At 64.9% G+C, this 23,504-nt stretch carries 18 protein-coding genes; 6 read left to right on the top strand and 12 right to left on the bottom strand.

The window, feature by feature from the left end; genetic code table 11:
- Positions 1-30: 30 nt before the first annotated feature.
- The 4 genes from IEV83_RS01730 to IEV83_RS01715 all read left to right on the top strand — a co-directional run bounded on the left by IEV83_RS01730 (position 31) and on the right by IEV83_RS01715 (position 4,676).
- Positions 31-1,071, top strand: coding sequence for an AraC family transcriptional regulator (locus IEV83_RS01730; protein ID WP_181758533.1), 1,041 nt, complete (start codon positions 31-33; stop codon positions 1,069-1,071).
- A gap of 247 nt (positions 1,072-1,318) precedes the next feature.
- Positions 1,319-1,813, top strand: coding sequence for a putative pterin-binding protein (locus tag IEV83_RS01725; RefSeq protein WP_181758571.1), 495 nt, complete (start codon positions 1,319-1,321; stop codon positions 1,811-1,813).
- Positions 1,810-3,639 carry a sensor histidine kinase gene (locus IEV83_RS01720; protein WP_181758532.1) on the top strand — a complete coding sequence of 610 codons (1,830 nt, stop codon included), beginning with the start codon at positions 1,810-1,812 and terminating at the stop codon, positions 3,637-3,639. The genes IEV83_RS01725 and IEV83_RS01720 overlap by 4 nt, the downstream gene beginning before the upstream one ends.
- Positions 3,636-4,676: a response regulator gene (locus IEV83_RS01715; RefSeq protein WP_181758531.1), complete on the top strand. Its 1,041-nt coding sequence runs from the start codon at positions 3,636-3,638 to the stop codon at positions 4,674-4,676. The genes IEV83_RS01720 and IEV83_RS01715 overlap by 4 nt, the downstream gene beginning before the upstream one ends.
- Positions 4,677-4,745: 69 nt before the next feature.
- On the opposite strand, the gene IEV83_RS01710 is transcribed toward IEV83_RS01715, so the two are convergent.
- The 6 genes from IEV83_RS01710 to IEV83_RS01685 all read right to left on the bottom strand — a co-directional run bounded on the left by IEV83_RS01710 (position 4,746) and on the right by IEV83_RS01685 (position 12,925).
- The gene (locus IEV83_RS01710) at positions 4,746-6,710 is read right to left on the bottom strand and encodes an FAD-dependent oxidoreductase (RefSeq protein ID WP_181758530.1); all 1,965 of its coding nucleotides are present in this window, start codon (positions 6,708-6,710) and stop codon (positions 4,746-4,748) included.
- Positions 6,710-7,912 (bottom strand): 3-oxoadipyl-CoA thiolase, encoded by a 1,203-nt coding sequence (gene pcaF / locus IEV83_RS01705; RefSeq protein WP_181758529.1) that lies wholly within the window; start codon positions 7,910-7,912, stop codon positions 6,710-6,712. The genes IEV83_RS01710 and pcaF overlap by 1 nt, the downstream gene beginning before the upstream one ends.
- Entirely contained in the window at positions 7,909-8,733 is an 825-nt protein-coding gene (locus IEV83_RS01700; protein WP_181758528.1) for an enoyl-CoA hydratase-related protein, read from the bottom strand. The genes pcaF and IEV83_RS01700 overlap by 4 nt, the downstream gene beginning before the upstream one ends.
- 103 nt (positions 8,734-8,836) lie before the next feature.
- Positions 8,837-9,757: a 3-hydroxyacyl-CoA dehydrogenase NAD-binding domain-containing protein gene (locus IEV83_RS01695; protein ID WP_181758527.1), complete on the bottom strand. Its 921-nt coding sequence runs from the start codon at positions 9,755-9,757 to the stop codon at positions 8,837-8,839.
- Positions 9,750-11,768 (bottom strand): TRAP transporter permease, encoded by a 2,019-nt coding sequence (locus IEV83_RS01690; RefSeq protein WP_181758526.1) that lies wholly within the window; start codon positions 11,766-11,768, stop codon positions 9,750-9,752. The genes IEV83_RS01695 and IEV83_RS01690 overlap by 8 nt, the downstream gene beginning before the upstream one ends.
- Complete coding sequence (locus tag IEV83_RS01685) at positions 11,765-12,925, bottom strand: TAXI family TRAP transporter solute-binding subunit (RefSeq protein WP_181758525.1); 1,161 nt, start codon at positions 12,923-12,925, stop codon at positions 11,765-11,767. Before IEV83_RS01685 ends, IEV83_RS01690 begins: the two co-directional genes overlap by 4 nt.
- Before the next feature lie 224 nt (positions 12,926-13,149).
- Here IEV83_RS01685 and IEV83_RS01680 point away from each other — a divergent pair, with 224 nt between their 5' ends.
- Positions 13,150-14,025, top strand: coding sequence for a beta-keto acid cleavage family enzyme (locus IEV83_RS01680; RefSeq protein WP_181758524.1), 876 nt, complete (start codon positions 13,150-13,152; stop codon positions 14,023-14,025).
- A 4-nt stretch (positions 14,026-14,029) separates the two neighbouring features.
- Positions 14,030-14,782 (top strand): SDR family NAD(P)-dependent oxidoreductase, encoded by a 753-nt coding sequence (locus IEV83_RS01675; protein ID WP_181758523.1) that lies wholly within the window; start codon positions 14,030-14,032, stop codon positions 14,780-14,782.
- Between the two features lie 97 nt (positions 14,783-14,879).
- On the opposite strand, the gene IEV83_RS01670 is transcribed toward IEV83_RS01675, so the two are convergent.
- The 6 genes from IEV83_RS01670 to secG form a co-directional block, all read right to left on the bottom strand.
- On the bottom strand, positions 14,880-15,677 hold the full coding sequence (locus IEV83_RS01670) for an IclR family transcriptional regulator (RefSeq protein WP_181758522.1): 798 nt from the start codon (positions 15,675-15,677) through the stop codon (positions 14,880-14,882).
- Between the two features lie 204 nt (positions 15,678-15,881).
- A complete protein-coding gene (locus IEV83_RS01665) occupies positions 15,882-19,061 on the bottom strand; it encodes an efflux RND transporter permease subunit (protein ID WP_181758521.1) in 3,180 nt (1,059 codons plus the stop codon).
- A gap of 5 nt (positions 19,062-19,066) precedes the next feature.
- Entirely contained in the window at positions 19,067-20,224 is a 1,158-nt protein-coding gene (locus IEV83_RS01660; RefSeq protein WP_209002929.1) for an efflux RND transporter periplasmic adaptor subunit, read from the bottom strand.
- A gap of 162 nt (positions 20,225-20,386) precedes the next feature.
- Positions 20,387-21,253, bottom strand: coding sequence for a VOC family protein (locus IEV83_RS01655; protein WP_181758520.1), 867 nt, complete (start codon positions 21,251-21,253; stop codon positions 20,387-20,389).
- A 98-nt stretch (positions 21,254-21,351) separates the two neighbouring features.
- On the bottom strand, positions 21,352-22,980 hold the full coding sequence (pyrG, locus tag IEV83_RS01650; protein WP_181758519.1) for a CTP synthase: 1,629 nt from the start codon (positions 22,978-22,980) through the stop codon (positions 21,352-21,354).
- A 114-nt stretch (positions 22,981-23,094) separates the two neighbouring features.
- On the bottom strand, positions 23,095-23,475 hold the full coding sequence (secG, locus tag IEV83_RS01645; protein ID WP_181758518.1) for a preprotein translocase subunit SecG: 381 nt from the start codon (positions 23,473-23,475) through the stop codon (positions 23,095-23,097).
- Between the last annotated feature and the right edge of the window lie 29 nt (positions 23,476-23,504).

Genomic DNA, 23,504 nt, shown 5'->3' with positions numbered 1-23,504 from the left:
AAAAGTGACAAAGACAGCGCCCCGATTGCCATGATCGCCATCACGGACCCCGTCAGCCCCACAACCGTCTCCCGCCACCTGATCGAGGACTGGCTGGAGGCGTTGCGCCGCTGCTGTTCCACTGCGCAGATGCGCGCGCTGCTGCAAGGCTCGGGGTTGGAGGACATACCCACCCATGCCGACACCCGGGTGACGCTCGACCAGATCGTCTTGCTCTATCAGATCGCCGCCGTGGAGAGCGGCGACGAGATGATGGGATTGTGGAGCCGCCCCATCCGGGCGCGCGCGCTGCAGCACCTTCTCACCACTGTGCGGGAGGCCGATACCCTCCCCTCGGCCCTGTTTCGGTTCTCGACTTTCTGGAATCTCCTGCTCGACGATTTCCGCTTCGAGTTGACGCAGGACACGGACCGGATTGCCTTGTCGCTGATGCCGATGGGCGAGCAGCCGGTACAGCGTTTCGGTCATCTGCTGATCCTGAAGCTGGCGCATGGGCTGATGTCCTGGCTCGCCGGGTACGAGGTCCCGGTCCGCACCATTCGCTTTGCCTTTGCCCAGCCCGATTTCGCGGAGGATTACGCCGTGATCTTTCCCGCGCGGGTGGATTTCGATGCTCCGTACTCGGAGATTTCCTTCGACCGCGCCGCCCTTGGTCCTCCCCTGGCGCGCAGCAAATCCGAGCTGGTCGAATTCGTGACCCGCGCGCCGCGAGACTGGATCTTCACCCGCTACCGCGAACATGCGCAGTCGCTGCGCGTGCGCGAGTTTCTCTATCGCTCAGACTGGGAGGACTGCCGGCTGGCCGATGCCGCCGCGTTGTTCGGCATGACACCGCGGACCCTGATGCGGCGCCTCGACCGCGAGAACACGTCCTTTCAGGCGATCAAGGACAGCCTGCGTCGCGACATTGCCATGCGGGAGCTTCTGAACGCGGAAAAGAGCGTCGAGCAGGTTGCCGAGGATCTCGGGTTTTCCTCTTCCGCCAATTTTCACAAGGCATTCCGTCGGTGGACCGGAGAGAGCCCGGGCGTGTTCCGGCGAACCAAATCCCGCTGTTCCGTGTCAGGCTGACCCGTCGTCAGAAGCGCTCAGGCGCGCCGGTTGTCGGTTGTCGGGCGCCCCTTTTGCAATTGAACAGGCGGACCGCATTCTCCATGATCCGGCAAGAGGAGGCCCCGCCCCCTTCGGACGGAGGGCGGAGCGAAGCCGCCGATCCTGTATCGTGGCGGTGCAAACGCCGATCATACGGCCAGCGGCTTGCAGGCTGGAACGGGAGACGATGCCTTCAATGAGACGATATGCCTTCTGCCTCTTGCTCATGCTCGCACAACCGATCGCGGCGGAAGCACCAGGCATGCCCTCGGCAGGCGCGTCCCTGGCTGCTCCCACCGGCACGGTGATCCTTGAAGTGGAGGGAAACATCGCGAACGGAAATGGCGGCACCGGGATCGCGCGTTTCGACGAGGCAATGCTGGCCGCCCTGCCGTCCCACCGTCTGGAGACATCGACGGTCGTCACGGACGGCACGCAGGTCTTCGAGGGTTTTCTCATGCGCGACCTGCTGGCGCTTCTCGGCGCCCGAGGCTCGATGGTCGCGGCCACGGCGCTCAATGACTATTCGGTCGAGATTCCCGTCAGCGACTTCAGCCGTTACGACGTGATCGTCGCCATCACACGGAACGGAAAGCGCCTTGAGAAAAGCGGCAAGGGCCCGCTCTGGATCGTCTATCCCCGTGACGATCATGAGGAGTTGCAGGACATTCGCTACGATTATCGCTGGGTCTGGCAGCTCTATCGCCTGGATATCAAATGAACCGCCTGCCAAGGACCCTCCTCGGCCTGTTTCTGCCCCTTGCCCTGATCGCCGTCTTTGCCGCTCTCCTGCTCTACTCCCTGTCCCGTCTTGCGGAGATCGAGCAGGACATGCGCATCAAGGCCACGCAAAACATGCTGTGGACGATGTATCAGGCGCATTCGTCCGCTCTCCAACTGGAGAATGTCCTGCTGAAGGCAGACTCCGGAGCGGTCTCGCCGGCGGAGATCGAAAGACGCTACAATGTGCTGTTGAGCCGCATCGCCCTCCTGAACGAGGGACCGCAACGGCGGCAGGTGGAGGCACTGGGGTATTCCGACGAGTTGGACCGGTTGACGACGGCGGCCCGCTCCGTAGCCCCCATGGTCAAGGATCCGACCCGCGCCAACATTCAGGAAATCCGGGACGCGCTGCACCCCTTCAATCCGGTTCTGGGGCGCGCCGGCAATGCGGCGATGATTTCCGAATGGAACCAACTGGGCAGTCGCCTCGACACCCATCGCCAGAAGCTCTGGCAGATCATCTGGCTTCTCTTCGGCCTGATGGCGGCCGGTGCGGTTCTCTCGGCCTATCTGATCTTCACCCTCAGGCAATCGCGGCACCGCACGAGCCTGTTGCGAAGGGAACGCCGGTTCTCGGAACTGCTCGTCGCCTCCAGCGGCGATGGCGTTCTCGCCGCCGACGCGGACGGCCGCTGCACCGTCTGGAACGATGCCATGCACGCGCTGTTCGACGTTTCCCCGAACCAGGCGCGGGGTGCGTCGCTGGAAGACATTTCCGGCTTCTTTGCCACCGAGCGGGTCCGCGAGGGCTTGCAACGGGCGCTGGCGGGCGATCCGTTCGACCTGCCGTTCCTTCCGTTCTTCCGTTCGGGCGAGGAGTTGCCCCACTATGTCGACCTGCGCCTGTTCCCGCTGCGCGACCGGGATCAGACCATCGGCATCATCGGTCTTGTGCGGGACGTCACCGACAAGCACGCCGCGCAAGAGGCGATTGCGCGGCACAACGAACGGCTTGAGGAACTGATCGCGGACCGGACCCGGGAGCTGAACGAAGCACTCCAGCAGCAGCGTTCGGCCGCGGATCTTTACCGCAATTTCGCGGCCATGGTCTCGCATGAGTTCCGGACGCCGCTCGCCATCATCGATTCCGCCCTGCAACGCCTGGTGCGACGGGCCGACCGGGTCTCGTCGCTTGAGATAACCGAGCGGGCGACGAAGGCCCGCGATGCCATCCGGCGCCTGACCTCGCTGGTCGCAACGACCCTGGACACCGCACGACTGGATGCCGGTCAAGTCGAGGTAACCTGCGAGCGATGCGACATCGCGGATCTGGCAGCGACCATCTGCGACCGCCAGCGGGAAGCCTCTCCGGGCTGCAGGATCCACCTGGAGACGACAGGGCCCGCGCCCGCGCAGTTCGACCCGACCCACGCGGAACATGTTCTGTCGAACCTCATCTCCAATGCGGTGAAATACGCCCCCGAAGGCTCTCCCATTTCCGTGAGGGTTACTCTCGAAAGCGATCTGGTCACCTGCTCGGTGCGCAATGAAACCGCGAAACCGCTGACCGACGACGACCGCGCAAAACTGTTCGACAGATACTACCGTGGCAGCAATGCCATGGGCCTTCCCGGCACCGGGATCGGTCTTTACATGGCGCGCGCGCTGGCGCGCATGCAAAATGGCGACATAGAGCTTTCAGTCCAGGAGCATGAAGGGAAAGTCGAATTCCGCTTTCTCCTGCCGCGCATCGGCGCCGGCCCCGCGACACCTTCCCTTTATGCCGCCCCCGTTCACATCAGGAGAGACCTTCCAGTTCCATGACCGAGCGAAAGGACCAAACGCCCGCAGACGCCCCGCTCATTCTGTGCGTGGAGGACGAGGCGGAGCTTCTCAACGATCTTGAGGAAGAACTGGCGGAGGCTGGATACCGCACCCTTTCCACGCTGGATGGGGCGTCCGCCCTGGCCGCGCTCGATGAGGCAACGCCGGACCTGATCCTGTGCGACATCAGCATGCCCGGCCTCACCGGCTACGATGTGCTGCGCGCGGTGCGCGGCGGCCGGCCGGAGCTGGCCGACACGCCCTTCGTCTTCCTGACGGCCCTTGCGGACCGGCGCGAGATCGTCGAAGGCAAGAAGGCCGGCGCGGACGACTACCTGGTCAAACCGATCGATTTCGACCTGATGCTGGCGACCATCGAGGCGCGGTTGCGCGAGGTGGAGCGCATACGCGAGAACCGTGCGGCGCAGGGGCCAGACGGCCTCCACAGCGCCTTCGTGCAAGCCTTCGACCTCCTCGGGTTTGGAACGGTCCTGATCGGTGACCGGTGCGAAATCATCTTCGCCAACCGCGCGGCCCGGCAGATTGCCGACCAGAAGGACGGGATACGCATCGACCGCCGGATCCAGGCGGAGGATGGGCTGGATGATCGCAAGGTTCGCGAGATGCTTGGCGACCTTCAGAAGGCGGCGGCCCCCGCCCCCTCGACAGCCTCGCTGTCGCTGCCCCGGCCCTCGGGCAAGCACGACTATCTCCTGGTTGCCAGCAAGGTGACGAGTGCCCAAGGCGCCCCGGTCACGGCGCTGTTCATCATCGACCCGGACCAGCCGCTCGGCATTCCCCACGCGATCCTGGCGGAGCTTTTCAAACTGACGCCGACGGAAACGGAGGTCGCCCTTGCCCTGGCAAAAGGCATGCGCACCTCGGAGATCGCGGCAGAGCTGAGCATTGCCCCGACCACGGTTTCATTTCATCTGAAAAATCTGTTTGAAAAAACCGGCACCAACCGTCAGGCGGATCTGATTGCCCTGATCCTGTCGTGCCCCATCTCCACGGGGCGCGCCGAGCTGCTGCTCTGATCGAAAGCGGCCGGTTGGCGATGGACCTGCCACCGCCAACCGACGTTTCTGAAGGACTACGGACGCGGGTCAGACCCGCCCGGCCAGGAACATCGGCCCGCCCTTGTGCCGGGGGAAGCCGTAGCCGAGGATCATCGTCACATCGATGTCGGTGGGTCCCTCGGCAATGCCCTCATCGAGCACGGCCTGGGCCTCCGCCTGCATCAGCGACATGATGCGCGCGATGATATCGGCCTCGCTGAAGTCGCGCCGGGCAATGCCGAGACGTTCGCTCTCCTCAAGGATGATCCCCTCGACCAGCGGATCGGGCACCGGCTTGCCATCCTCGTAGCTGTACCAACCGGCGCCGGTCTTGCGCCCAAAGCGGCCCATCTCGCACAGGCGATCGGCGATGCGCGAATAGCGCTCGTCCGCCGGACGGGTCGCCGCGCGGCGCTTGCGCATGGCCCAGGCGACATCGAGCCCGGCCATGTCCTGCACCGCGTAGATGCCCATGGCGAAGCCGAAGTCGCGCATGGCCGCGTCGATCTGCCAGGGCAGCGCGCCCTCTTCCAGCATGAAGTCGCATTCGCGGCGATAGGCGCTCATGATGCGGTTGCCGATGAAGCCATCGCAGACCCCGGCGACCACCGGCGTCTTGCGCAGACGCTTGGCCAGCGCACCCGCCGTCGCCAGCGCCCGGTCCGACACCACATCGGTGCGCACCACCTCCAAGAGCTTCATCACATGGGCCGGCGAGAAGAAATGCAACCCGATCACCCGCTCCGGACGGGCGGTGCGGGCCGCCAGCGCATTGACGTCGAGATAGGACGTGTTGCTGGCAAGGATCGCGTCCGGCGCCATGATCGCATCGAGACGGGCGAAGACCTCGGTCTTGACGTCCATGTCCTCAAACACCGCCTCGATCACCAGTTCGCACGGCGTAAGAGCGGCATAATCGCTGCCCGTTTCCAGCCGCGCGGTGGCATCGGCCAGACCGGCATCGTCGAGCAGTCCGCGCTTGTGGCTTCCTTCCAGAATCCCGGTGATGCGCCCTGCCGCGGCGGCGCAACTTGCCTCATCCCGCTCGATCAGGCTGACGCGCGATCCCGACAGCAGAAGAGCTGCGGCAATGCCCGCTCCCATGGTGCCGCCCCCGATGACGCCCACATGGCCAAGATCGGCCGGCGCGGCCTCGGCCGCCTTCAGGCTGGCACCGGCGCGGCGCTCGGAGAAGAAGACATGCCGCAGCGCGGCCGCCTCTTCGCTGCCCGACAAACGAAGGAAGCGGGCGCGCTCCCTGGTCAGAGCCTCGCGCGCCGGAAGGTTCGCGGAATCGCGCAGGGCGGCCAGGGCCTCCAGCGGAGAGGCCTGCCCGCGCGCCTTCTTGCGCAGACGGTCGGCGGCCGCGTCCCAGTCCGCATCAGCCAACGGTGCGACCGGATCCCGATCGAGCAGCGCCACCGGACGTCCCTCAGCGGCGAGCGCACCGGCACGGGCCGTCGCCGCCTCCAGCAGGTCGTCCTCGGCCACCGCATCGACGAGGCCAGTAGTCAGGGCCTTTTCGGCACTGACCGGCTTGCCCGTGGTGATCATGTCCAGCGCATCGGCGCCTGCGATCAGGCGCGGCAGGCGCACCGTCCCGCCAGCACCCGGGACGATCCCCAGCGTGACCTCGGGCAAGCCGAGCTTGGCGCCCCGCGCGGCAACGCGCCCATGGCAGCCAAGGGCGATTTCCAGCCCGCCGCCAAGGGCCGCGCCCTTGATCGCGGCGACCCACGGCACCCGGCTCGCTTCGATGGCGGCGATCACATCGGGCAGATGCGGCTCGCGCGGGGGCTTGCCCAGCTCGGTGATGTCGGCACCGGCGACGAAGGTCCGCCCGGCGCAGGCGAGGACAACGGCGGCAACCTCCGGCATCGCCTCGATCCGCTTCACCGCCTCAAGCAGCCCGGCGCGGACGGCTTGCGAGGTGGCGTTGACCGGCGGATTGTCGATGGTGACGATCGCCAGATCGCCCTTTTGGGAAATGGTGACGGGATCGCTCAGCTTCATCACACGCGCTCCATCAGAAGGGCGATGCCCTGGCCGACGCCGATGCACATGGTGCAAAGGGCGAGCCGTGCATCGCAATATTGCAGTTCCTGCGAGGCCGTCAGCGCCAGCCGCGCGCCCGACATGCCGAGCGGATGACCAAGGGCGATGGCGCCGCCATTGGGGTTCACATGCTCCGCGTCGTCGGGAAGGCCGAGATGACGGGTCACGGCCAGGGCCTGTGCGGCGAAGGCCTCGTTCAGCTCGATCAGGTCGATATCGCCGATCTTGTAGCCGGTGCGCGCCAGAAGTCGCTCGGTGGCCGGAGCCGGACCGAAGCCCATGATGCGCGGGGCAACGCCAGCGCTGGCCGCGCCGAGAATGCGGGCACGCGGCGTGAGGCCGTATTTCTTCACCGCCTCGGCGGAGGCAATGATCAGCGCGGCCGCGCCATCGTTGACACCGGAGGCATTGCCCGCCGTCACCGATCCGCCGGCGCGGAAGGGCGTGCGCAGGGCGGCCAGTTTCTCAAGGCTGGTTTCGCGGGGATGCTCGTCATGCTCGACGATCACCGGATCGCCCTTGCGCTGCGGCACGGACACCGGCGCGATCTCCTGAGCGAAACGACCGGCGCTGCGCGCCGCCACGGCCCGCTGCTGCGAGCGCAGGGCGAAGGCGTCCTGATCCTCGCGGGAGATGCCGAAATCCTCGGCCACGTTTTCGGCGGTCTCCGGCATGGAATCGACGCCGTACCGCTCCTTCATCAGCTTGTTGACAAAGCGCCAGCCGATGGTGGTGTCATGCACCTCGGCGGCGCGGCTGAAGGCGCTGGTGGCCTTGGGCATGACGAAAGGCGCGCGGCTCATGCTTTCCACACCGCCGGCAATCATCAGCTCGGCTTCGCCGGCCTTGATGGCGCGGGCGGCGGTTGCCACCGCATCGAGCCCGGAGCCGCACAGCCGGTTCATGGTGGTGCCCGAAACGCTTTCCGGCAAGCCGGCCAGCAGCGCGGACATGCGCGCCACGTTGCGGTTGTCCTCGCCGGCCTGGTTGGCGCAGCCCATGATGACATCGTCGATGGCATCCGGAGCCAGCCCCGGCGCCTTTTCCATCAACGCACGCAGAACGCCAGCGAGAAGATCGTCGGGTCGCACCGAGGACAGCGCGCCGCCGTACCGGCCGATCGGGGTTCTCAAACCTTCGCAGAGAAAGGCATCCGTCATTTTTCGTGCTCCGCTTCGTCATGCGCCCCGGCAAAGCAAGGCTTGCGTTTTTCCAGGAAGGCGAGAACGCCTTCGGCGTAATCCGGGCTCCGGCCTGCCTGGCCCTGAAAGCCGCGCTCCAGCTCAAGCTGATCGTCGAGCGGCTGATCGGCGGCGGCGCGGATCGCGTTTCGGGTCAGGCGCAGCGCCTGCGCCGGCCCGCGCGCCAGTTGCGCGGTCATGATTTCAGCCTCAGTGGCCAGATCCTCGTTCGGGACAGCCCGCCAGATCAGACCCCAGTCGGCGGCCTCGCGCCCGCTCAACCGGCCGCCGGTGAGTGCCAACCCCATGGCCCGCGCCTCGCCCAGGCGGCGGGTCAGCGTCCAGCTCGTGCCGGCATCCGGCACCAGACCAATGCGGGAAAAGCCGATGGCCAGAGGGGCTTCCTCACTGGCCAGGGTGATGTCGCAGGCAAGCGCGATGCCGATCCCGGCACCGGCTGCCACGCCATTGACAGCGCAGATCACCGGCTTGTCGAACTCGCGAATGCGCCGCACCAGGGTGTTGTAGTAGCGCCCGACGGAGTCGGAGAGGTCGGGCGGGCCGTCCATCTTGCGCGGATCGCGGTCGCGCAGGTCCTGGCCGGCGCAAAAGCCCCGCCCCGCTCCGGTGATCAGCACCGCGCGGCAAGCGGGATCCGCCTCGGCCCGGGCCAGTCCCTCCATCAGCCCGGCATGCATGTCCGGGGTGAAGGCATTGAGCGTCTCGGAGCGGTTCAGCGTCAGCTTGGCATAGCCATCGCCCGTGTCGTAAACGACCGATGGCTCCGTCTGGTCAGTCATGGGTGTGCAGTCCTTCTGCCGGAGGGAGGGTCCGGCGTTTCACGGCAATGCGAAAGGGTGCGGGGCCGGCGCAGCCGCATGCGGGCCGCGCCGACGGAAGGGCTCAGCCGGCGAGATGGGCGAGCAAGGCGCTCAGCTTGCGATCCCGTTCCCGCTGCAGGGTGTTAAGATCCCTGCCCCCGGCCTCTTCCTCGACACCGCGCACCAGCGTGTCGGTCATCGCGGCGAGGTCCGGCGTGCGAAATTCGTTCCAGCGCTTCTGGATCCCGGGGCCGAGCTGCTCCACGAAATGGCGCAGACCGCCCTTGCCGCCGCCGAGGTGAAAGGCCATGTGCGGCCCCACCACCGACCAGCGCGGGCCAAGGCAGTTGACCACCGCCTTGTCGACCTGTTCGACCGAGGCAATGCCATCCTCGACACAGGCCACCGCCTCCCGCCACAGGGCCGCCTGAAGGCGATTGACCAGATGGCCGGGCGCCTCCTTTTGCAAGGTCACCGCCACATGCCCGACCCGCTCATAAAAGCGGGCGGCGGCGTCCGCCGCCTCGGGCGCGGTGCGCGGTCCCGGCACCACTTCCACCAGCGGCATCAGGTAGACCGGGTGAAACGGGTGACCAACCACGGTCCGCTCCGGCGCGGAAAGCGCCTCCTGGAACTGACCGAGCATCAGGCCGGAGGTGCTGGTGGAAATGATCACATCGACGGGGGCGGCCCGGTCCAGTCGGCCCAGCACATCGGCCTTGATCGCCTGCCGCTCCGGCACGTTTTCCTGGATGAAATCCGCGCCGGAAACTGCCTCTTCAAGCGTGTCATGCAGGCTGAGCCGCAGGGCCTCGGCGGCTTCGCCATGCCCGCCATCACGCAGGACCTGCCGGATCGCCTCCGGCAAGGCCTCGCGCTGCGCAGCGTCCGGGTCGAAAGCCCGCACCGCCAATCCGGCGGCGGCGAACCGGGCGACCCAGCCGGTGCCGATGGTCCCGAGGCCGATCACGGCCACGGTTTCGATCATCGCGGGGTCACGCATTGCGCGCCCCTCCTCCGGCCGGCTCCGCCTCGACGCGCTCCGGGAAGATCCAGGCAAGGCCGATGGCCACAACCGCCGCGACCACGGCGATCACCAGGACGAGCTCCGTCGACACCCCGCCAACGCCGCCCGGATAGAGCAGGCACAGGCCGGACACGAGCATCAGGATCTGCGCCACCAGCCCGGCGACACCACGGCCCAGGGAGCCGAAGCCGACCAGATAGCGCTGAGTGCCGGCGGAGATGAAGAACACACCGACGACGGCCGTTCCCAGAATGTACGCGATCTCCAGCGGCGTTCCCTTCAGGATCAGCGCCGGATTGAGCACGAAGAAGAACGGCACGAAGTAGATGATGCTGCCGAGCCGCATGGAGGTCAGGCCGGTCCGCATCGGGCTGGCACCGGCGATGCTGGCCGCGGTGAAGGACCCAAGCGCAACCGGCGGAGTGATGAAGGACAGCATGCCCCAGTAGAGGATGAACAGGTGTACCGCCAGCGGATCGAGACCGGCGGAGACGAGGCCCGGCGCCAGAATGATCGCGAGGAACACATAGGCGGCGGTCACCGTCATGCCCATGCCGAGGAGGAAGCTGGTCACCGCCCCCATCAACAGCATCAGCAGGGCACTGCCACCGGCCAGCACGATCAGATCGGTCGCCAAGGTTCCGGCGAGGCCGGTCACGACCAGCGCACCGATGATCAGGCCGATACCGGTCAGGATCGCGGTCAGCTCCACCAGCGTGCGGCCGATGTCATAGACCAGGTTGGTGGCGGCGGACCAGTTCAGCCGCTTGCCGAAGATCTGGTTGACCACCAGCAGGACCACGGTGGCGTAGAACGGCGCGGCGGCCTCCTGCTTCAGGAACAGGAGCATCCACATCAACAGCGCGAAGGCGAAGATATGGTGCCAGCCCTCCTTCAGGGCATCGCGCACCCGGGGCAGATCCGCACGCGGAATACCCTTCAGCTTGCGACGGGCCGAATAGGCGTCGATCTGCAGAAACAGCGCCAGATAGTAGAGCACCGAGGGGATGACAGCGGCGATCACCACGTCGGAATAGGGAATTTGCAGGAACGAGGCCATGATGAAGGCCGTCGCACCCATGACCGGCGGCATCAGGACCGCACCGGTCGAGGCACAGGCCTCCACGGCGGCGGCGTGTTCCTTGTCGAAGCCGGTCTTGCGCATCGCCGGGATCGACATGGCGCCGGTGGTCAGCACGTTGGTGATGACACTGCCGCTCATCGACCCCAGAAGGCCACTGGAAAAGATCGAGACCTTGGCCGCGCCACCGCGCACGGTGCCGAGGATCGCGAAGGACAGATCCATGAACACCTTGCCGGCACCGGTCGCCTGCAAGGCCGCGCCGAAGATGATGAAACCGACGACAAGTCCGCCGAAGGCCTGCATCGGAATACCGAAGGCGCTTTCGCTGGAAAAGGCATAGAAGCTGGCCGCCGTCTCCGGTTCCTGCGGGAAGCCCTGAATGGGTCCGGGAACCTGGTCCGCGACGAGCGGATACAGCGAGAAGATCGCGACGATGATGCCGAGCGCCGTGCCACCGGCGCGGCGGCTGGCCTCCACGAGAAGCAGCCAGAACAGCGCGGCGACGATCTGGGCCGAGACGGGAGCCACATACTCCCAGCCGGCCATGACGATGGTTTCGCTGTTGAGGTTGAAGAACAGCAGAATACCGGCCGCCACCAGCGCCAGCACCACATCGTAAAGCGGCACCCTGTCACGCGGCGCGGAAGCGCTCGCCGGGGCGACGATAAAGATGAAGGGCAGGATAAACAGCGCAAGCAAATAGAGGAACGACGAGCCAACCAGCGTGTGCCCAACCATAAACTGGAGATTGAACAACTGATTGATAACAACCCCCACCGCAGCGATCGTGGCGAGGACCAGAACGACGCGCCAAGTTCCGGTCAGAGTCCGGTAGCGGAGAGTCTCCGCTACCGTATCGTTCCGTTCCTCGGTCGAGGGCGCATCGACCCCCGTCGTTGTCATTTAAAGACAGGCTCCATGCCGGCTTCGGTCAGGGCTGCCGCACGGGCTTCGAGCCAGGCCTTTTCGAACGCATCGCCGGAAAGGTCGGCGCCAGCGCCTGCCTTGAAGTCGGTCCAGGCTGCGGCCAGAACGTCCTGACGCTTGATCAGCCCGTCGTTATGGGCCTGCATCTCGTCGGTCCACACGCCCTTTTCCTTGAACAGGCGGATCGCGCCATCATGGTAGGGAACCGCCCACTTGAAGTTCTGCCGCTCCAGAGCCCAACCGGAGGCACCCGGGGCACCGTCCTTGTAGCTCGGGTAGAGGTCGACCATCGCCTTGGTCATGGCATAGACCAGATCGTCGTCCTGGTTGGCGTAGACCATCAGCTGCGGCATCGGGTAGAGCGCGCCATGATGCGGCTTCTCCGGGCTGACGCCCGCGCCTTCGGTGCCGACGCTGTAGACGAAATACGGCGCCTTGGCCTTGAGCGCGGCCCAGGCCTTGGTGTCGCTTTCCGGCACTTCCGGCCAGATCAGGCCACGCGGCGAAGCTTCGAGCTGATAAGCCCGGCCAGTCGCCATCAGGGCGAAGGCAGCGTCCACCTTGCCCGAGATGATGCCGTCCCAGGAATCGCCGAAGCCGGAGAACTCGACCACTTCAACGTCGTCCCAGGTCAGGCCGGCGGAGGCCAGCAGCGCCTCGGTGTTGTAGTTCAGCGCCGCGGCGGCCTTGATGCGGGCAACGCGCTTGCCCTTGAGGTCGGCCAGGGTCTTGACGCCAATGTCATTGGCCACGCCCAGCCCAAGGTTGGTGTCGCCGATGGAGGTCATGACGATGCGGATCGGCTGCGGGCCCCAGTCGGAACCGGAGAAGTCGAACACGCCTTCCTGGGCGAAGTAGCTGGCAACACCGCCGGCAATCGCATGCACCTTGCCGGCACGGGCCGGAATGGTGCGGGCAATGTCGTTCTTGCCCGGCAGGATGCGCAGGTTCACACCCAGCTCTTCCTTCATCGCCTTGCCGATGGCAACGGCCTGATTGTAGCTGGCGCCGCCAACGCCGTAGGACGACCAGGCGATGGTCTTCGGCAGTTCCTGTGCGGAAAGCGATGCCGTTCCCAGAATGGTCGTGGCAAGAGCGGCCGCGGCGAATGCGGTTTTCGAGTAGCGCTTCAAGTCTTTCTCCTCTCGGCTGACAAATTACCCGTCGAAGGGTGGATTCGCCCCTCCTATAGGCAGCTTGCACAAAATCGCAACTTGGGAAAGCACAAAATGGCACACTGTTCCATATTGCGGAACAGTTGAGGTTGTGGCACAGCTAGCGCGCCATGGTGCCGCGCAGTCTCATGCGCCGTGCCGGGCCGATTCAGGTTTTTTGGAACTTCCGGAGACGAACGCGTATGGCCGACAAAGTCATTATCACCTGTGCGATCACGGGATCCTTCGACACCCCCAGCAAGAGCGACGCGGTCCCAGTGACGCCGAAGCAGATCGCCGATTCGGCCATCGGCGCGGCCAAGGCCGGCGCGGCTGTGGCGCATATCCATGTGCGCGATCCCGAGACGGCCGCTCCGTCGATGGACATCGCCCTTTACCGGGAAGTGGTTGAACGCGTCCGCGACGCCGATGTCGACATCGTCCTCAACCTCACCACCGGTGCCGGCGCGCGCTATGTCCCTTCCGCGGAGAACATGCAGGTCGGCGGTCCGGGCACGACGCTTTGCTCGCCCGAAGAGCGCGTCTCCCATGTTCTGGAGCTGAAGCCGGAGCTGTGCACGCTCGACATCGGCACCATGAACTTCGGCGAGCATGCCTTCCTCAACCTCCCCTCCCATCTGCGCACCATGGCGCGGCTGGTCGAGGAAGCCGGCACCAAGCCGGAGCTGGAGGTCTTCGACATTGGCCACATCGTGCTCGCCAAGAAGCTGATTGCCGAGGGCGCCCTCACCGGCACCCCGCTGTTCCAGATCTGCCTCGGCATCCCCTACGGCGCGGATGCCACGCCGCAGTCCCACCTGTTCCTGCAGTCGCAGCTGCCGCAGAACGCCAACTGGGCGGCCTTCGGCATCGGCCGGCAGGAGTTCGACATCGTGGCTCTGTCGGCGGTCTGCGGCGGCCATGTGCGCGTCGGCCTGGAAGACAATCTCTACCTGTCGCGCGGCGTCCTGGCGCCGGACAACGCCTCGCTGGTGCGGCGCGCCGTCCAGATCCTTGAAGGTCTCGGCAAGGAAACCGCGAACGCCGCCGAAGCCCGCGAAATCCTGGAGCTTCGCTGATCCGATGCAGATTTCCGCGCAAACCCGGGTCCTGGTGACCGGCGGCTCCTCGGGCATCGGCCTTGCCACCGTGGAGGCCTATCTGGCCGCAGGGGCACGCGTTGCGATCAACCACCTGCCGGGGGATGAAAATGTCCCGGCGCTGATCGCCCGTCTCACTGAGGAACACGGCCAGGGCCGCGTTCTCTCCGCCCCCGGTGACGTCTCCGTCCGCACCGATGCGGAGACCATGGTCAAGACCGCGATCGCCGACCTCGGCGGGCTCGACGTTCTGGTGAACAATGCCGGCACGTCGGGGACGCTGGAGCCGATCCCCCTGTCGGACCTCGACCGGCTTGACGATGCGTTCTGGGACAAGATCCTGAACACCAACCTGATGGGGCCGTTCTGGTGTGCCCGGGCGGCAGCCCCGCATCTGCGCGACGGCGGCGCCATCGTCAACACCGCCAGCATCGCGGGCCTTGGCGGCGGAGCAAGCTCCATGGCCTATGCCGCCAGCAAGGCGGCGCTGGTCAACATGACCATCAATCTGGCCAAGGGACTGGGGCCGAAGGTCCGCGTCAATGCGGTCGCCCCGGGCCTCACGCGCACGCCCTGGACCGAAACCTGGCCGGAGAGCCGCACCGAAAGCTCGCTCGCGGCGACCACCCTGAAGCGCTGGGTGGAAGCCTCTGATGTGGCGGAAGCGATCGTGTTTCTCTCCTGCAACGAAGCGATGACCGGACAAACGATCACGCTGGATTGCGGGCGCTTCTGATCACCGGCCCCATCGACCGTTGATCCGCTCTGTAGCCGGGCTGTCATCACCAGATGGCAGCCCGGTTTTCGTTTGACCGAAGCGACGCGCCGAGACGTCAGATCTGGCGGCCGGCCTCGACCTCGGCCACCAGCGCGCGCGGCGGCAGCGCAGAGATGTGGGAGGCGAGCGCCTCGATTGCCGGACCAAGTTCCGCGACAAGGCGCTCCTTCGGCAACAGGGTCGCGACGCCGCCGCAATTGACCGCCATGCGCGTCTTGGTATCCAGATCCAGCACCGGCGCGGCGATGGCATGAATGCCCGGCAGCCAGGTGTCCATCGACAGGCAGAACCCCTGCTCGGCGATCTGCCGCCGCGCTTCGGTGACCTTGTCGCCGAGGGTGGCTGCGGCCTGCGGATCACTCTCCGCCAGCAGCTCGGCGATCTCGGCGATCTCCGCCGCATCGCAGGCCGCCAGATAGGCTTGGCCGATGGCGGAGACGACAATCGGCAACCGGTCGCCGACCGTCAGCCGGGTGGTGACGGCCGCCGCCCCGCGCGCCTGCTCGATATACAGCATGTGCACGCCCTGGCGGATGGCCAGGGACACCGAAACCGAGGCCCGATCCGCCAGTTCCTGCATCGGCCGGCGGGCACGCTGGCGAATGTTCATGCTCGCCAGCGCCGAATAGCCCAGTCGCAGCGCGCCGGCACCGATTCGGAAACCGCCGGTCTCGAGCGCGGGGCTGAGGTATCCCATTTCGCACAGCACGCCAGTCAGACGCGAAACGGTCGATTTCGGCATGCCGGTGCGTGCCGAGATCTCTGCATTGCTCAGACTGTCCTCGCCAACGCCGAAGGTTTCAAGGATCAGGAAGCCGCGTCGCAGGCTGTTCAGGGAAGTTTCCTTCTTCAAGGAGTGTCCTCGGCCATTCTCATGTTTCAGGAGAGCGGTCATAGCAGATTATCAAGTGGTAATCAGCATTTATAGGCCACTACTCAACCAGAAGATGCCACAGCTCGCACGCCCGCCGGCCGGTTCGACGGCGCCGGAATGCAAAAAAACCCGCCGACATTAAAGAGCCGGCGGGTTTTGATCGTCTCGATAGCAGCAAGGCGATCAGCCGGCCTGCGGCGCGGGCTCCTTGCCCGGAAGAGGCGCTTCCGGTTCGCGCTCGGTGTTGGCGCCGCGATATTGCCCCTTCAGCCGCTCCCGAATGATCTGCATCACCACATAGAGGACCGGAATGACGATGACGCCGAACAGGGTCGCGAACAGCATGCCGCCGAAGACCGCGTAGCCAATCGCCTGCTGGCTGGCGGCACCGGCACCGGAGGCCGCCAGAAGCGGCACGACGCCGAGCAGGAACGACAGCGCCGTCATCATCACAGCCCGGAACCGAAGGCCCGCCGCTTTACGCGCGGCAGCGATGATCGACCGGCCCGCAGCCCGCTCCTCCATGGCGAATTCCACGATCAGAATCGCGTTCTTCGCCCCCATGCCCACCAGCATGATCATGCCGATCTGGGTATAGAGGTTGACGTCTCGCCCGGTGACCAGAACGGCGACGAAGGCACCGAGCAGGGCGATGGTGACCGACATCAGGATGGCGATCGGCATCGACCAACTTTCATACTGGGCAACGAGGAAGAGATAAGCGAACAGGATCGACAGCAGCAGGATGTAGATGACGATGGCGCCCGCCCCTTGCTGCTGCAGGGCCGTTCCGGTCCATTCAAAGGTATAGCCGGCCGGCAAGGCCTCGGCCGCCGCCTTTTCCATGTCCGTCATCACCGTGCCGGTCGATGCGCCCTGCCGAGGCGAGGCGTTGACCGACGCCGACCGGAACATGTTGTAGCGGTTGAGGATCTGCGGACCGAGAATGTTCTCGATGTTGACCAGAGAGCGCAGCGGCACCATGTCGCCATCCGCGGAGCGGACGTAGAGCCGGTCGATATCCTCCACCTGGTTGCGGAACGCGCCCTCCGCCTGGATCATCACCTTGTAGACCCGGCCGAAGAGATTGAAGTCATTCACGTAGTATGAGCCGAGATAGGCCTGTAGCGTCAGGAAGACATCCGAGATCTTGATGCCCAGAAGCTTGGCCTTCTCCCGATCAAGATCGACAAACACCTGTGGCACGTTGGCCCGGAAGGTGGAATAGGCTTGGCCGATCGACTTCGCCTGATTGGCGGAATAGACCATCGAGCCGATGCCTGCGGCCAGATCCTGCGGCGTGCCGCCGCCGGTCTGCTGGACCTTCATCTCCACGCCGCCGGTGGTGCCGAGACCCGGAATCGGCGGCGCATTGAAGGCGATGATGTTGGCGCCGGCGATGGTGGAGAAATCCTGCCACATGGTGGCCAGGATTCCGTCCGCCTTCAGTGCCGGCGTCTGACGCTCGTCCCATGGATCGAGCGTGACGATCACCATCGCCGCATTCGGCGACAATCCGGCGTTCAGGATCGAGTAGCCGTTGACGATCACCACATTGGCGATGCCATCGATCTTCTCCAGCCGGGTTTCCATCTCCTCGGTGATCTTGTCGGTACGCGGAAGGGCCGCGCCATCGGGCAACTGCACATCGACCATCAGGTAGCCCTGATCTTCCAGCGGAAGAAAGCCCTGTGGCAGCCGGCCGCCGAGCAGCACGATGAGGGCAACCGCCAGGCCCACCGCCCCCAGACCGATGAAGGAGCGGGGCAAGAGCCGAGAAACAATCCCAACGTAGCCCTTGCGCATCCGGTCGATAATCGCCTCGAATACCGCGAAGATACCGGTCCGCGGACCGCTGCGCAGCTTCAGCACCAGGCCGCACAGCGCCGGCGAAAGGGTCAGGGCGTTGATCGAGGAAATCACCACCGCGACGGAGATCGTCACGGCAAACTGCGAGTAGAGCCGACCGGTGATGCCCGGCATGAAGATGGTGGGCACGAACACCGCGAGCAGCACCAGCGTGGTGGCGATCACCGGAGTGGTGATCTGCTCCATCGCCTTGGCGGTGGCCTCCTTCGGCGGAAGCCCTTCTTCCTCCATGATCCGTTCGACGTTCTCCACCACGATGATGGCATCGTCGACGACGATACCGATCGCCAGCACCAGCGCGAACAGGCTGATGGTGTTGAGCGACATGCCCGCCGCCAGGAGAACGGCGAAGGTGCCGATCAGCGACACCGGAATGGCAACCGTCGGAATGACCGTCGCCCGCCAGTTTCCAAGGAAGATAAACACCACGGAAACGACAAGCGTGAAGGTCAGGAACAGGGTGAAGACCACGTCGCTCAGCGACTGCTTGACGAAGTCCGTCGTGTTGAACGGAACCTCATAGGCCATGTCGTCGGGGAAGGCCTTCGACAGTTCCTCAAGCCGCTTGAGCACGCCTTCGGAGACCGCCAGAGCATTGGCTCCCGGTGCCTGATAGACCGCCAGAACCGTCGCCGGACGTCCGTTGAAGCGACCATTGGCCGAATAGATCTGCGAGCCCAACTCCACCCGGGCAACATCGCCAATGCGCACGACCGCGCCATCAGAGCCGGTGCGCAGCACGATCTTCTCGAACTGCTCGACGCTGGTCAGGCGTCCCTGCGCCTTGATGGTGTACTGGAACTGCTGCCCGTCCGGCACCGGCGGGGCGCCAATCTGGCCGGCGGCGACCTGAAGGTTCTGGTCCTGGATCGCGGTGATGAAATCCGAGGGCGTCATGCCCATGCTCGTCAGCCGGTCCGGATCCAGCCAGATGCGCATGCCATAGGCGAAATCGGTCAGCACATCCGCCTTGCCGACGCCGGGAACACGCGCAAGCGCATCCTTCAGGTTGATCGAGGCATAGTTGGCGAGAAAGACCTCATCATAGGTCTTGTTCGGCGAATACAGCGTGGTGACCAGCAGCATGTTGGTGCTGGCTTTCTGCACCGTCACGCCGTTCTTGGTCACATCGGACGGCAACTGGCTGGTCGCCTGGCTCACCCGATTTTGCACGTTCACCGTGGCGATATCCGGATCGGTCCCGACCGCGAAGGTGACGTTCAGCGAATAGTTGCCGTTGTCGGTGCTGTTCGACGACATGTAGATCATGTTGTCGACACCATTCACCTGCGCCTCGATGGGCGCGGCGACGGTTTCCTCAAGCACCTCGGCATTGGCACCGGTGTAGGTGGCCGAAACATTGACCACCGGCGGCGTGATGTTGGGGAACTGCTCGACCGGGAGGGCCATGTAGCCCAGGGCACCGGCAATCGAAATCACCAGTGAAATCACCAGAGCGAATTTCGGTCGGTAAATGAAGATCCGTGACAGCATCTGGCTTACTCCACCGGCGTGCCGGCAAGCACAGCGTTGACGGGAACGCCGGGACGAACCTTCTGAAGGCCCTCGGTGATGACACGATCACCTTCCTGGAGGCCCTTCTTCACCACAAAGTCGGTCTCGACCTGTTCGCCCAGTTCGACGTAACGCTGTTCGACCATCTCCTGCTTGCCGATGGCGAGCACGAAGGCGCCGCGCTGATCGCGTTGGATCGCCGCCTGCGGGATCAGCAGCTCATTCGAGCTTTCGCCGGCTTCGATCACCACGGTGACAAAGGTGCCGGCTACCAGGAGCGTATCCTTGTTGGCGAACTGACCACGCACGGAGATGGTGCCGGTCTTCGGATCGACCGTGTTGTCGATGAAGACGATCTCACCATCCTCGCCGTAGCGCTTTCCGTTCGGCAGAATAAGATGGATCTGGATCTTGGCATCACCGGTCCTGACGTCCTCCGGCGACTTGCCCGACCCGCGCACCGCGTCGAGATAATCCTTCTCGCTGATGGCGAAGTTGACATAGACCGGCGCCAAGCGCACGAGCCGGGCAAGGGGCTGCGACGTCGGCCCCACCACATCGCCAACGCTGTAGGTGGTCTTGCCGATCTTGCCCGGGAACGGCGCGTAGATATCGGTATAGCCGAGATTAAGTTCGGCCTGCTTGACCTGCGCATGGGCAGCTTCCACCGCCGCGTCGGCCTGCTCCTTGGTGGCCAGCGTCGCCTGGAACTTGGCCTTGGAGACATGCCCCTTTTCGTACAGGTCCGTATCCCGCTCCAGGTCGGCGGCCTTCAGTGCGGCATCGGCCTCGGCTTTCTCGGCATCGGCCTTTGCCGAAGCAAGCGTGGCCTCATAGGATGCCTTTTCGATGGTGAAAAGGATCTGATCCTTTTCTACTGATGCGCCGTCCTTGACCTGCTTGGTTTCGAGGAAGCCGGACACCCGGGCGAGCAGGTTCACATCGTCCACCGCCTCGATCTGGCCAACGAAACTGGCCGACTGGCGAATCTCTTTCTTGAAGGCCGCCGCGACCTGGACAGAGGGCGGCGGAGCGGCGGACGCCTTTTCTTCCTGCGGTTTGCACGCAGCAACGCCAACGGCGACAAGAACGAGCGCAATGCCGCCAGTGTTCCGCATATACCGACCGACCGCAGAAATCATTCGCCCTAGCTCCTTGCGTATTCCGAGGATTCGCCGTCTCCGGCTCTCTTAACGTCTGTCAGCGATCCGTGGATCACCTTGCGTTCTGGTCCGCGCCCGGCATCGCTGCGCCGGGCGCCTCATTTACATTGTCTACTATCGTCACGTGACGTTACAGCCAAGTCAGGCAAAAACAAGCGACAAACCGTGCTCGGCCGTCTCCGGCACCACCAGACCTTCTGGCGCAAGCACGTAATCCATGCCTGCTTTTTCAAGCCGCGCGACAAGTGCCGCCCGATCCGCCCCGCGCAGCACAAGCGCGGCAATGACCGGCGCGCCCGCCGGATCGCGGGGGGCTGCCTGCGCGAACAAACCGGCAAAAGCGCCGGGGGTAAAGAGCCGAACGGCCCCGCGCGGGGTGTCGATGGTGATACCGAGACTGCTGGCGCGCATGTCGCGCACGCCGGTAAACGCCGAATAGAAAATATGATGGCTGGCCGGCTCATCGCAGACGACGATCACCGCCTCCAGCTCCCGCGCACCATTGTCATGCTGCTGATAGTCCGCCGACCAGAAGTTTTCCGGGTAGCGATTGTGGCAGGTGAAGAAGCCGTTGCGAGCATCGTCCCGGTCGCGGGTGAAGGTCAGGTCGAACCCGACCTTGCGCACACCGCCATCGGCCAGGGTTTGCTCCCTCTCAAACGCAAACGGCGCGAACACCGGAAGTCCGGCCTGTTCGAAGGCGCGCCGGTCGGCGGCCGGATCCTGGCTTTCGGCGACCAGCATCGACGCGCCCTCGCCCGTTTCCAGGAAATCGCGGTTGAACGCCCCGAAGGAGAACGTCGCATTCGATGCGGGCGGGATATGCGCCGCCTCGCCGACCGTCAGCAATTCAATGAAGAAACCGTCCAGTTGGACACACCGGTTCTCGGTGCCCCAGGGGTGACGGGCGCGCGGCGTGACGGTGAAACCGAGGCGCTGAAGGCAGTCCGCGGCCGCGTCGAGATCGCGCACCGCCCACACAAGATGATCCAGTCCGCGCGCGTGCATGCCCTGCTATCCCCCCCTCGCGCCCCTCCTCCTGTCCGGCGCATCCTCATGCGCCGGAACGGGGCAAGTCTTCCATTGTCTTCGGATCCTGACCCGCGTCAGACCAGCCGGCTTTGCTCCATCGCTGCCGCGACGAAGGACGCAAACAGCGGATGCGGCTGGAATGGCCGCGACTTCAGCTCCGGATGGTACTGAACGCCGATGTACCAGGGGTGATCGCGAATCTCGACCGTCTCGGGCAGTTCGCCATCGGGAGACGTGCCGGCGAAGCAGAGCCCTGCGTCCTCCAGCCGCGCACGATAGGCGATGTTGACCTCGTACCGGTGCCGGTGACGCTCGGAAATCTCCTCCGCGCCGTAGATCTCGGCAATGCGCGAACCGGCGGCCAAATGCGCCGGATAGGCGCCGAGCCGCATGGTCCCGCCAAGCTCGCCATCCTCACGGCGCACCTCAAGCGTGTTGCCACGGCTCCATTCGGTCATCAGACCGACGACCGGCTCGCTGGTGCTGCCGAATTCGGTGGAACTGGCTTCGGGAATGCCGGCGAGGTTGCGGGCCGCCTCGATCACCGCCATCTGCATGCCGAAGCAGATGCCGAAATAGGGGATCTTGTGGGTCCGGGCGAAACGGGCCGCGGCGATCTTGCCTTCCGCGCCGCGCTCGCCGAAGCCGCCGGGCACCAGAATGCCGTGCACGTTCTCCAGCCAGGGGGACGGATCTTCCTTCTCGAAGATCTCCGATTCGATCCATTCCAGCTTGACCCGCACGTTGTTGGCGATGCCACCATGCACAAGCGCCTCGATCAGCGACTTGTAGGCATCCTTCAGCACCGTGTACTTGCCGATAATGGCAATCGTCACTTCGCCTTCCGGGTTGGCGAGGTTCTCCGAGATCCCCTCCCAGCGGGACAGATCGAGCGGCGGCGCACCAATGATGCCGAAGGCTGCGAGGACTTCCTCGTCAAGACCTTCCTCGTGATAGGCGATCGGCACGTTGTAGATCGATGCCACATCATAGGCCGGAATAACGGCGCCCTCGCGCACGTTGCAGAACAGCGACAGCTTGCGCCGCTCGCTTTCCGGGATTTTCCGGTCGCAGCGCACCATCAGGATATCCGGCTGGATGCCGATGGAGCGCAGCTCCTTGACCGAATGCTGGGTCGGCTTGGTCTTCAGCTCACCAGCGGCCGGGATGAACGGCATCAGGGTCAGGTGGATATAGATCGCATGGCCGCGCGGCAAATCGTTGCCGAGCTGACGGATCGCCTCGAAGAACGGCAACCCCTCGATGTCGCCGACCGTGCCGCCGATCTCGCACAGCACGAAATCATAGTCGTCGTTTCCGTCCAGAACGAACGCCTTGATGGCATCGGTTACATGCGGAATCACCTGCACGGTGCCGCCCAGATAATCGCCGCGCCGTTCCTTGGCGATGATGTCCTGATAGATACGCCCGGTGGTGATGTTGTCCTGGCGATTGGCCGGACGACCGGTGAAGCGCTCGTAATGGCCCAGATCCAGGTCGGTCTCGGCGCCGTCGTCGGTGACGAAGCACTCACCGTGCTGATAGGGGCTCATCGTCCCCGGATCGACATTGAGATACGGGTCGAGCTTACGCAGCCGCACTCTGTACCCACGCGCCTGAAGAAGAGCGCCAAGAGCGGCTGAGGCCAGCCCCTTGCCGAGTGAAGACACCACGCCGCCGGTGATGAAGATGTATCGCGCCATGGACCAATACCATATCGCCGCGAGCATTGATTCCAACGCTCGACACGGGATTAAACACAAGAAAATGCCCCGCGACGTCAATCGCGGGGCTTCGAAGAGGGAACGCGCCGCGCCTTACTGCGCGGCCGGAACCTGCGGCCCTGACGGCGCCGCCGGCTGCTCTTGCGGCTTCAACTGATCCAGGATGCCGTTGCCGGAGCCCTCGGTCTGGCCGAGCGGTGCCGTCTGGGTACCGGGCGCCGCATCGAGAATCGACGCCGGACGGTCGCCGGTACGCGCCAGAATGGCAAGGGTCAGCGAGGTCGCGAAAAACGCAGCGCCGAGAATGGCGGTCGCACGGGTCAGCACATTGGCGCTGCCCCGGCTGGACATCAGACCGCCGCCGCCACCGCCGCCACCCATTCCGAGCGCGCCACCTTCGGAGCGCTGCAACAGAACGACGAGCACGAGCGCGAGCACGACCATCAGATGAATGACGATGATAACGGTTTCCATCGGACACCAGATTGGATCAACCGGCCGGA

Source organism: Stappia taiwanensis (assembly GCF_014635285.1).
Lineage (GTDB): Bacteria > Pseudomonadota > Alphaproteobacteria > Rhizobiales > Stappiaceae > Stappia > Stappia taiwanensis.
The sequence above is the reverse complement of the archived record's forward strand: the minus strand, read 5'-3'. Positions and strand labels throughout refer to the sequence as shown.

What these genes read in the sequence shown, in the direction of transcription:
- IEV83_RS01730 (WP_181758533.1), top strand. Translation starts at nt 31, where the DNA reads ATGATCGCCATCACGGACCCCGTCAGCCCCACAACCGTCTCCCGCCAC.
- IEV83_RS01725 (WP_181758571.1), top strand. Translation starts at nt 1,319, where the DNA reads ATGCTCGCACAACCGATCGCGGCGGAAGCACCAGGCATGCCCTCGGCA.
- IEV83_RS01720 (WP_181758532.1), top strand. Translation starts at nt 1,810, where the DNA reads ATGAACCGCCTGCCAAGGACCCTCCTCGGCCTGTTTCTGCCCCTTGCC.
- IEV83_RS01715 (WP_181758531.1), top strand. Translation starts at nt 3,636, where the DNA reads ATGACCGAGCGAAAGGACCAAACGCCCGCAGACGCCCCGCTCATTCTG.
- IEV83_RS01710 (WP_181758530.1), bottom strand. Translation starts at nt 6,710, where the DNA reads ATGAAGCTGAGCGATCCCGTCACCATTTCCCAAAAGGGCGATCTGGCG.
- pcaF (WP_181758529.1), bottom strand. Translation starts at nt 7,912, where the DNA reads ATGACGGATGCCTTTCTCTGCGAAGGTTTGAGAACCCCGATCGGCCGG.
- IEV83_RS01700 (WP_181758528.1), bottom strand. Translation starts at nt 8,733, where the DNA reads ATGACTGACCAGACGGAGCCATCGGTCGTTTACGACACGGGCGATGGC.
- IEV83_RS01695 (WP_181758527.1), bottom strand. Translation starts at nt 9,757, where the DNA reads ATGCGTGACCCCGCGATGATCGAAACCGTGGCCGTGATCGGCCTCGGG.
- IEV83_RS01690 (WP_181758526.1), bottom strand. Translation starts at nt 11,768, where the DNA reads ATGACAACGACGGGGGTCGATGCGCCCTCGACCGAGGAACGGAACGAT.
- IEV83_RS01680 (WP_181758524.1), top strand. Translation starts at nt 13,150, where the DNA reads ATGGCCGACAAAGTCATTATCACCTGTGCGATCACGGGATCCTTCGAC.
- IEV83_RS01675 (WP_181758523.1), top strand. Translation starts at nt 14,030, where the DNA reads ATGCAGATTTCCGCGCAAACCCGGGTCCTGGTGACCGGCGGCTCCTCG.
- IEV83_RS01665 (WP_181758521.1), bottom strand. Translation starts at nt 19,061, where the DNA reads ATGCTGTCACGGATCTTCATTTACCGACCGAAATTCGCTCTGGTGATT.
- IEV83_RS01660 (WP_209002929.1), bottom strand. Translation starts at nt 20,224, where the DNA reads ATGATTTCTGCGGTCGGTCGGTATATGCGGAACACTGGCGGCATTGCG.
- IEV83_RS01655 (WP_181758520.1), bottom strand. Translation starts at nt 21,253, where the DNA reads ATGCACGCGCGCGGACTGGATCATCTTGTGTGGGCGGTGCGCGATCTC.
- pyrG (WP_181758519.1), bottom strand. Translation starts at nt 22,980, where the DNA reads ATGGCGCGATACATCTTCATCACCGGCGGCGTGGTGTCTTCACTCGGC.
- secG (WP_181758518.1), bottom strand. Translation starts at nt 23,475, where the DNA reads ATGGAAACCGTTATCATCGTCATTCATCTGATGGTCGTGCTCGCGCTC.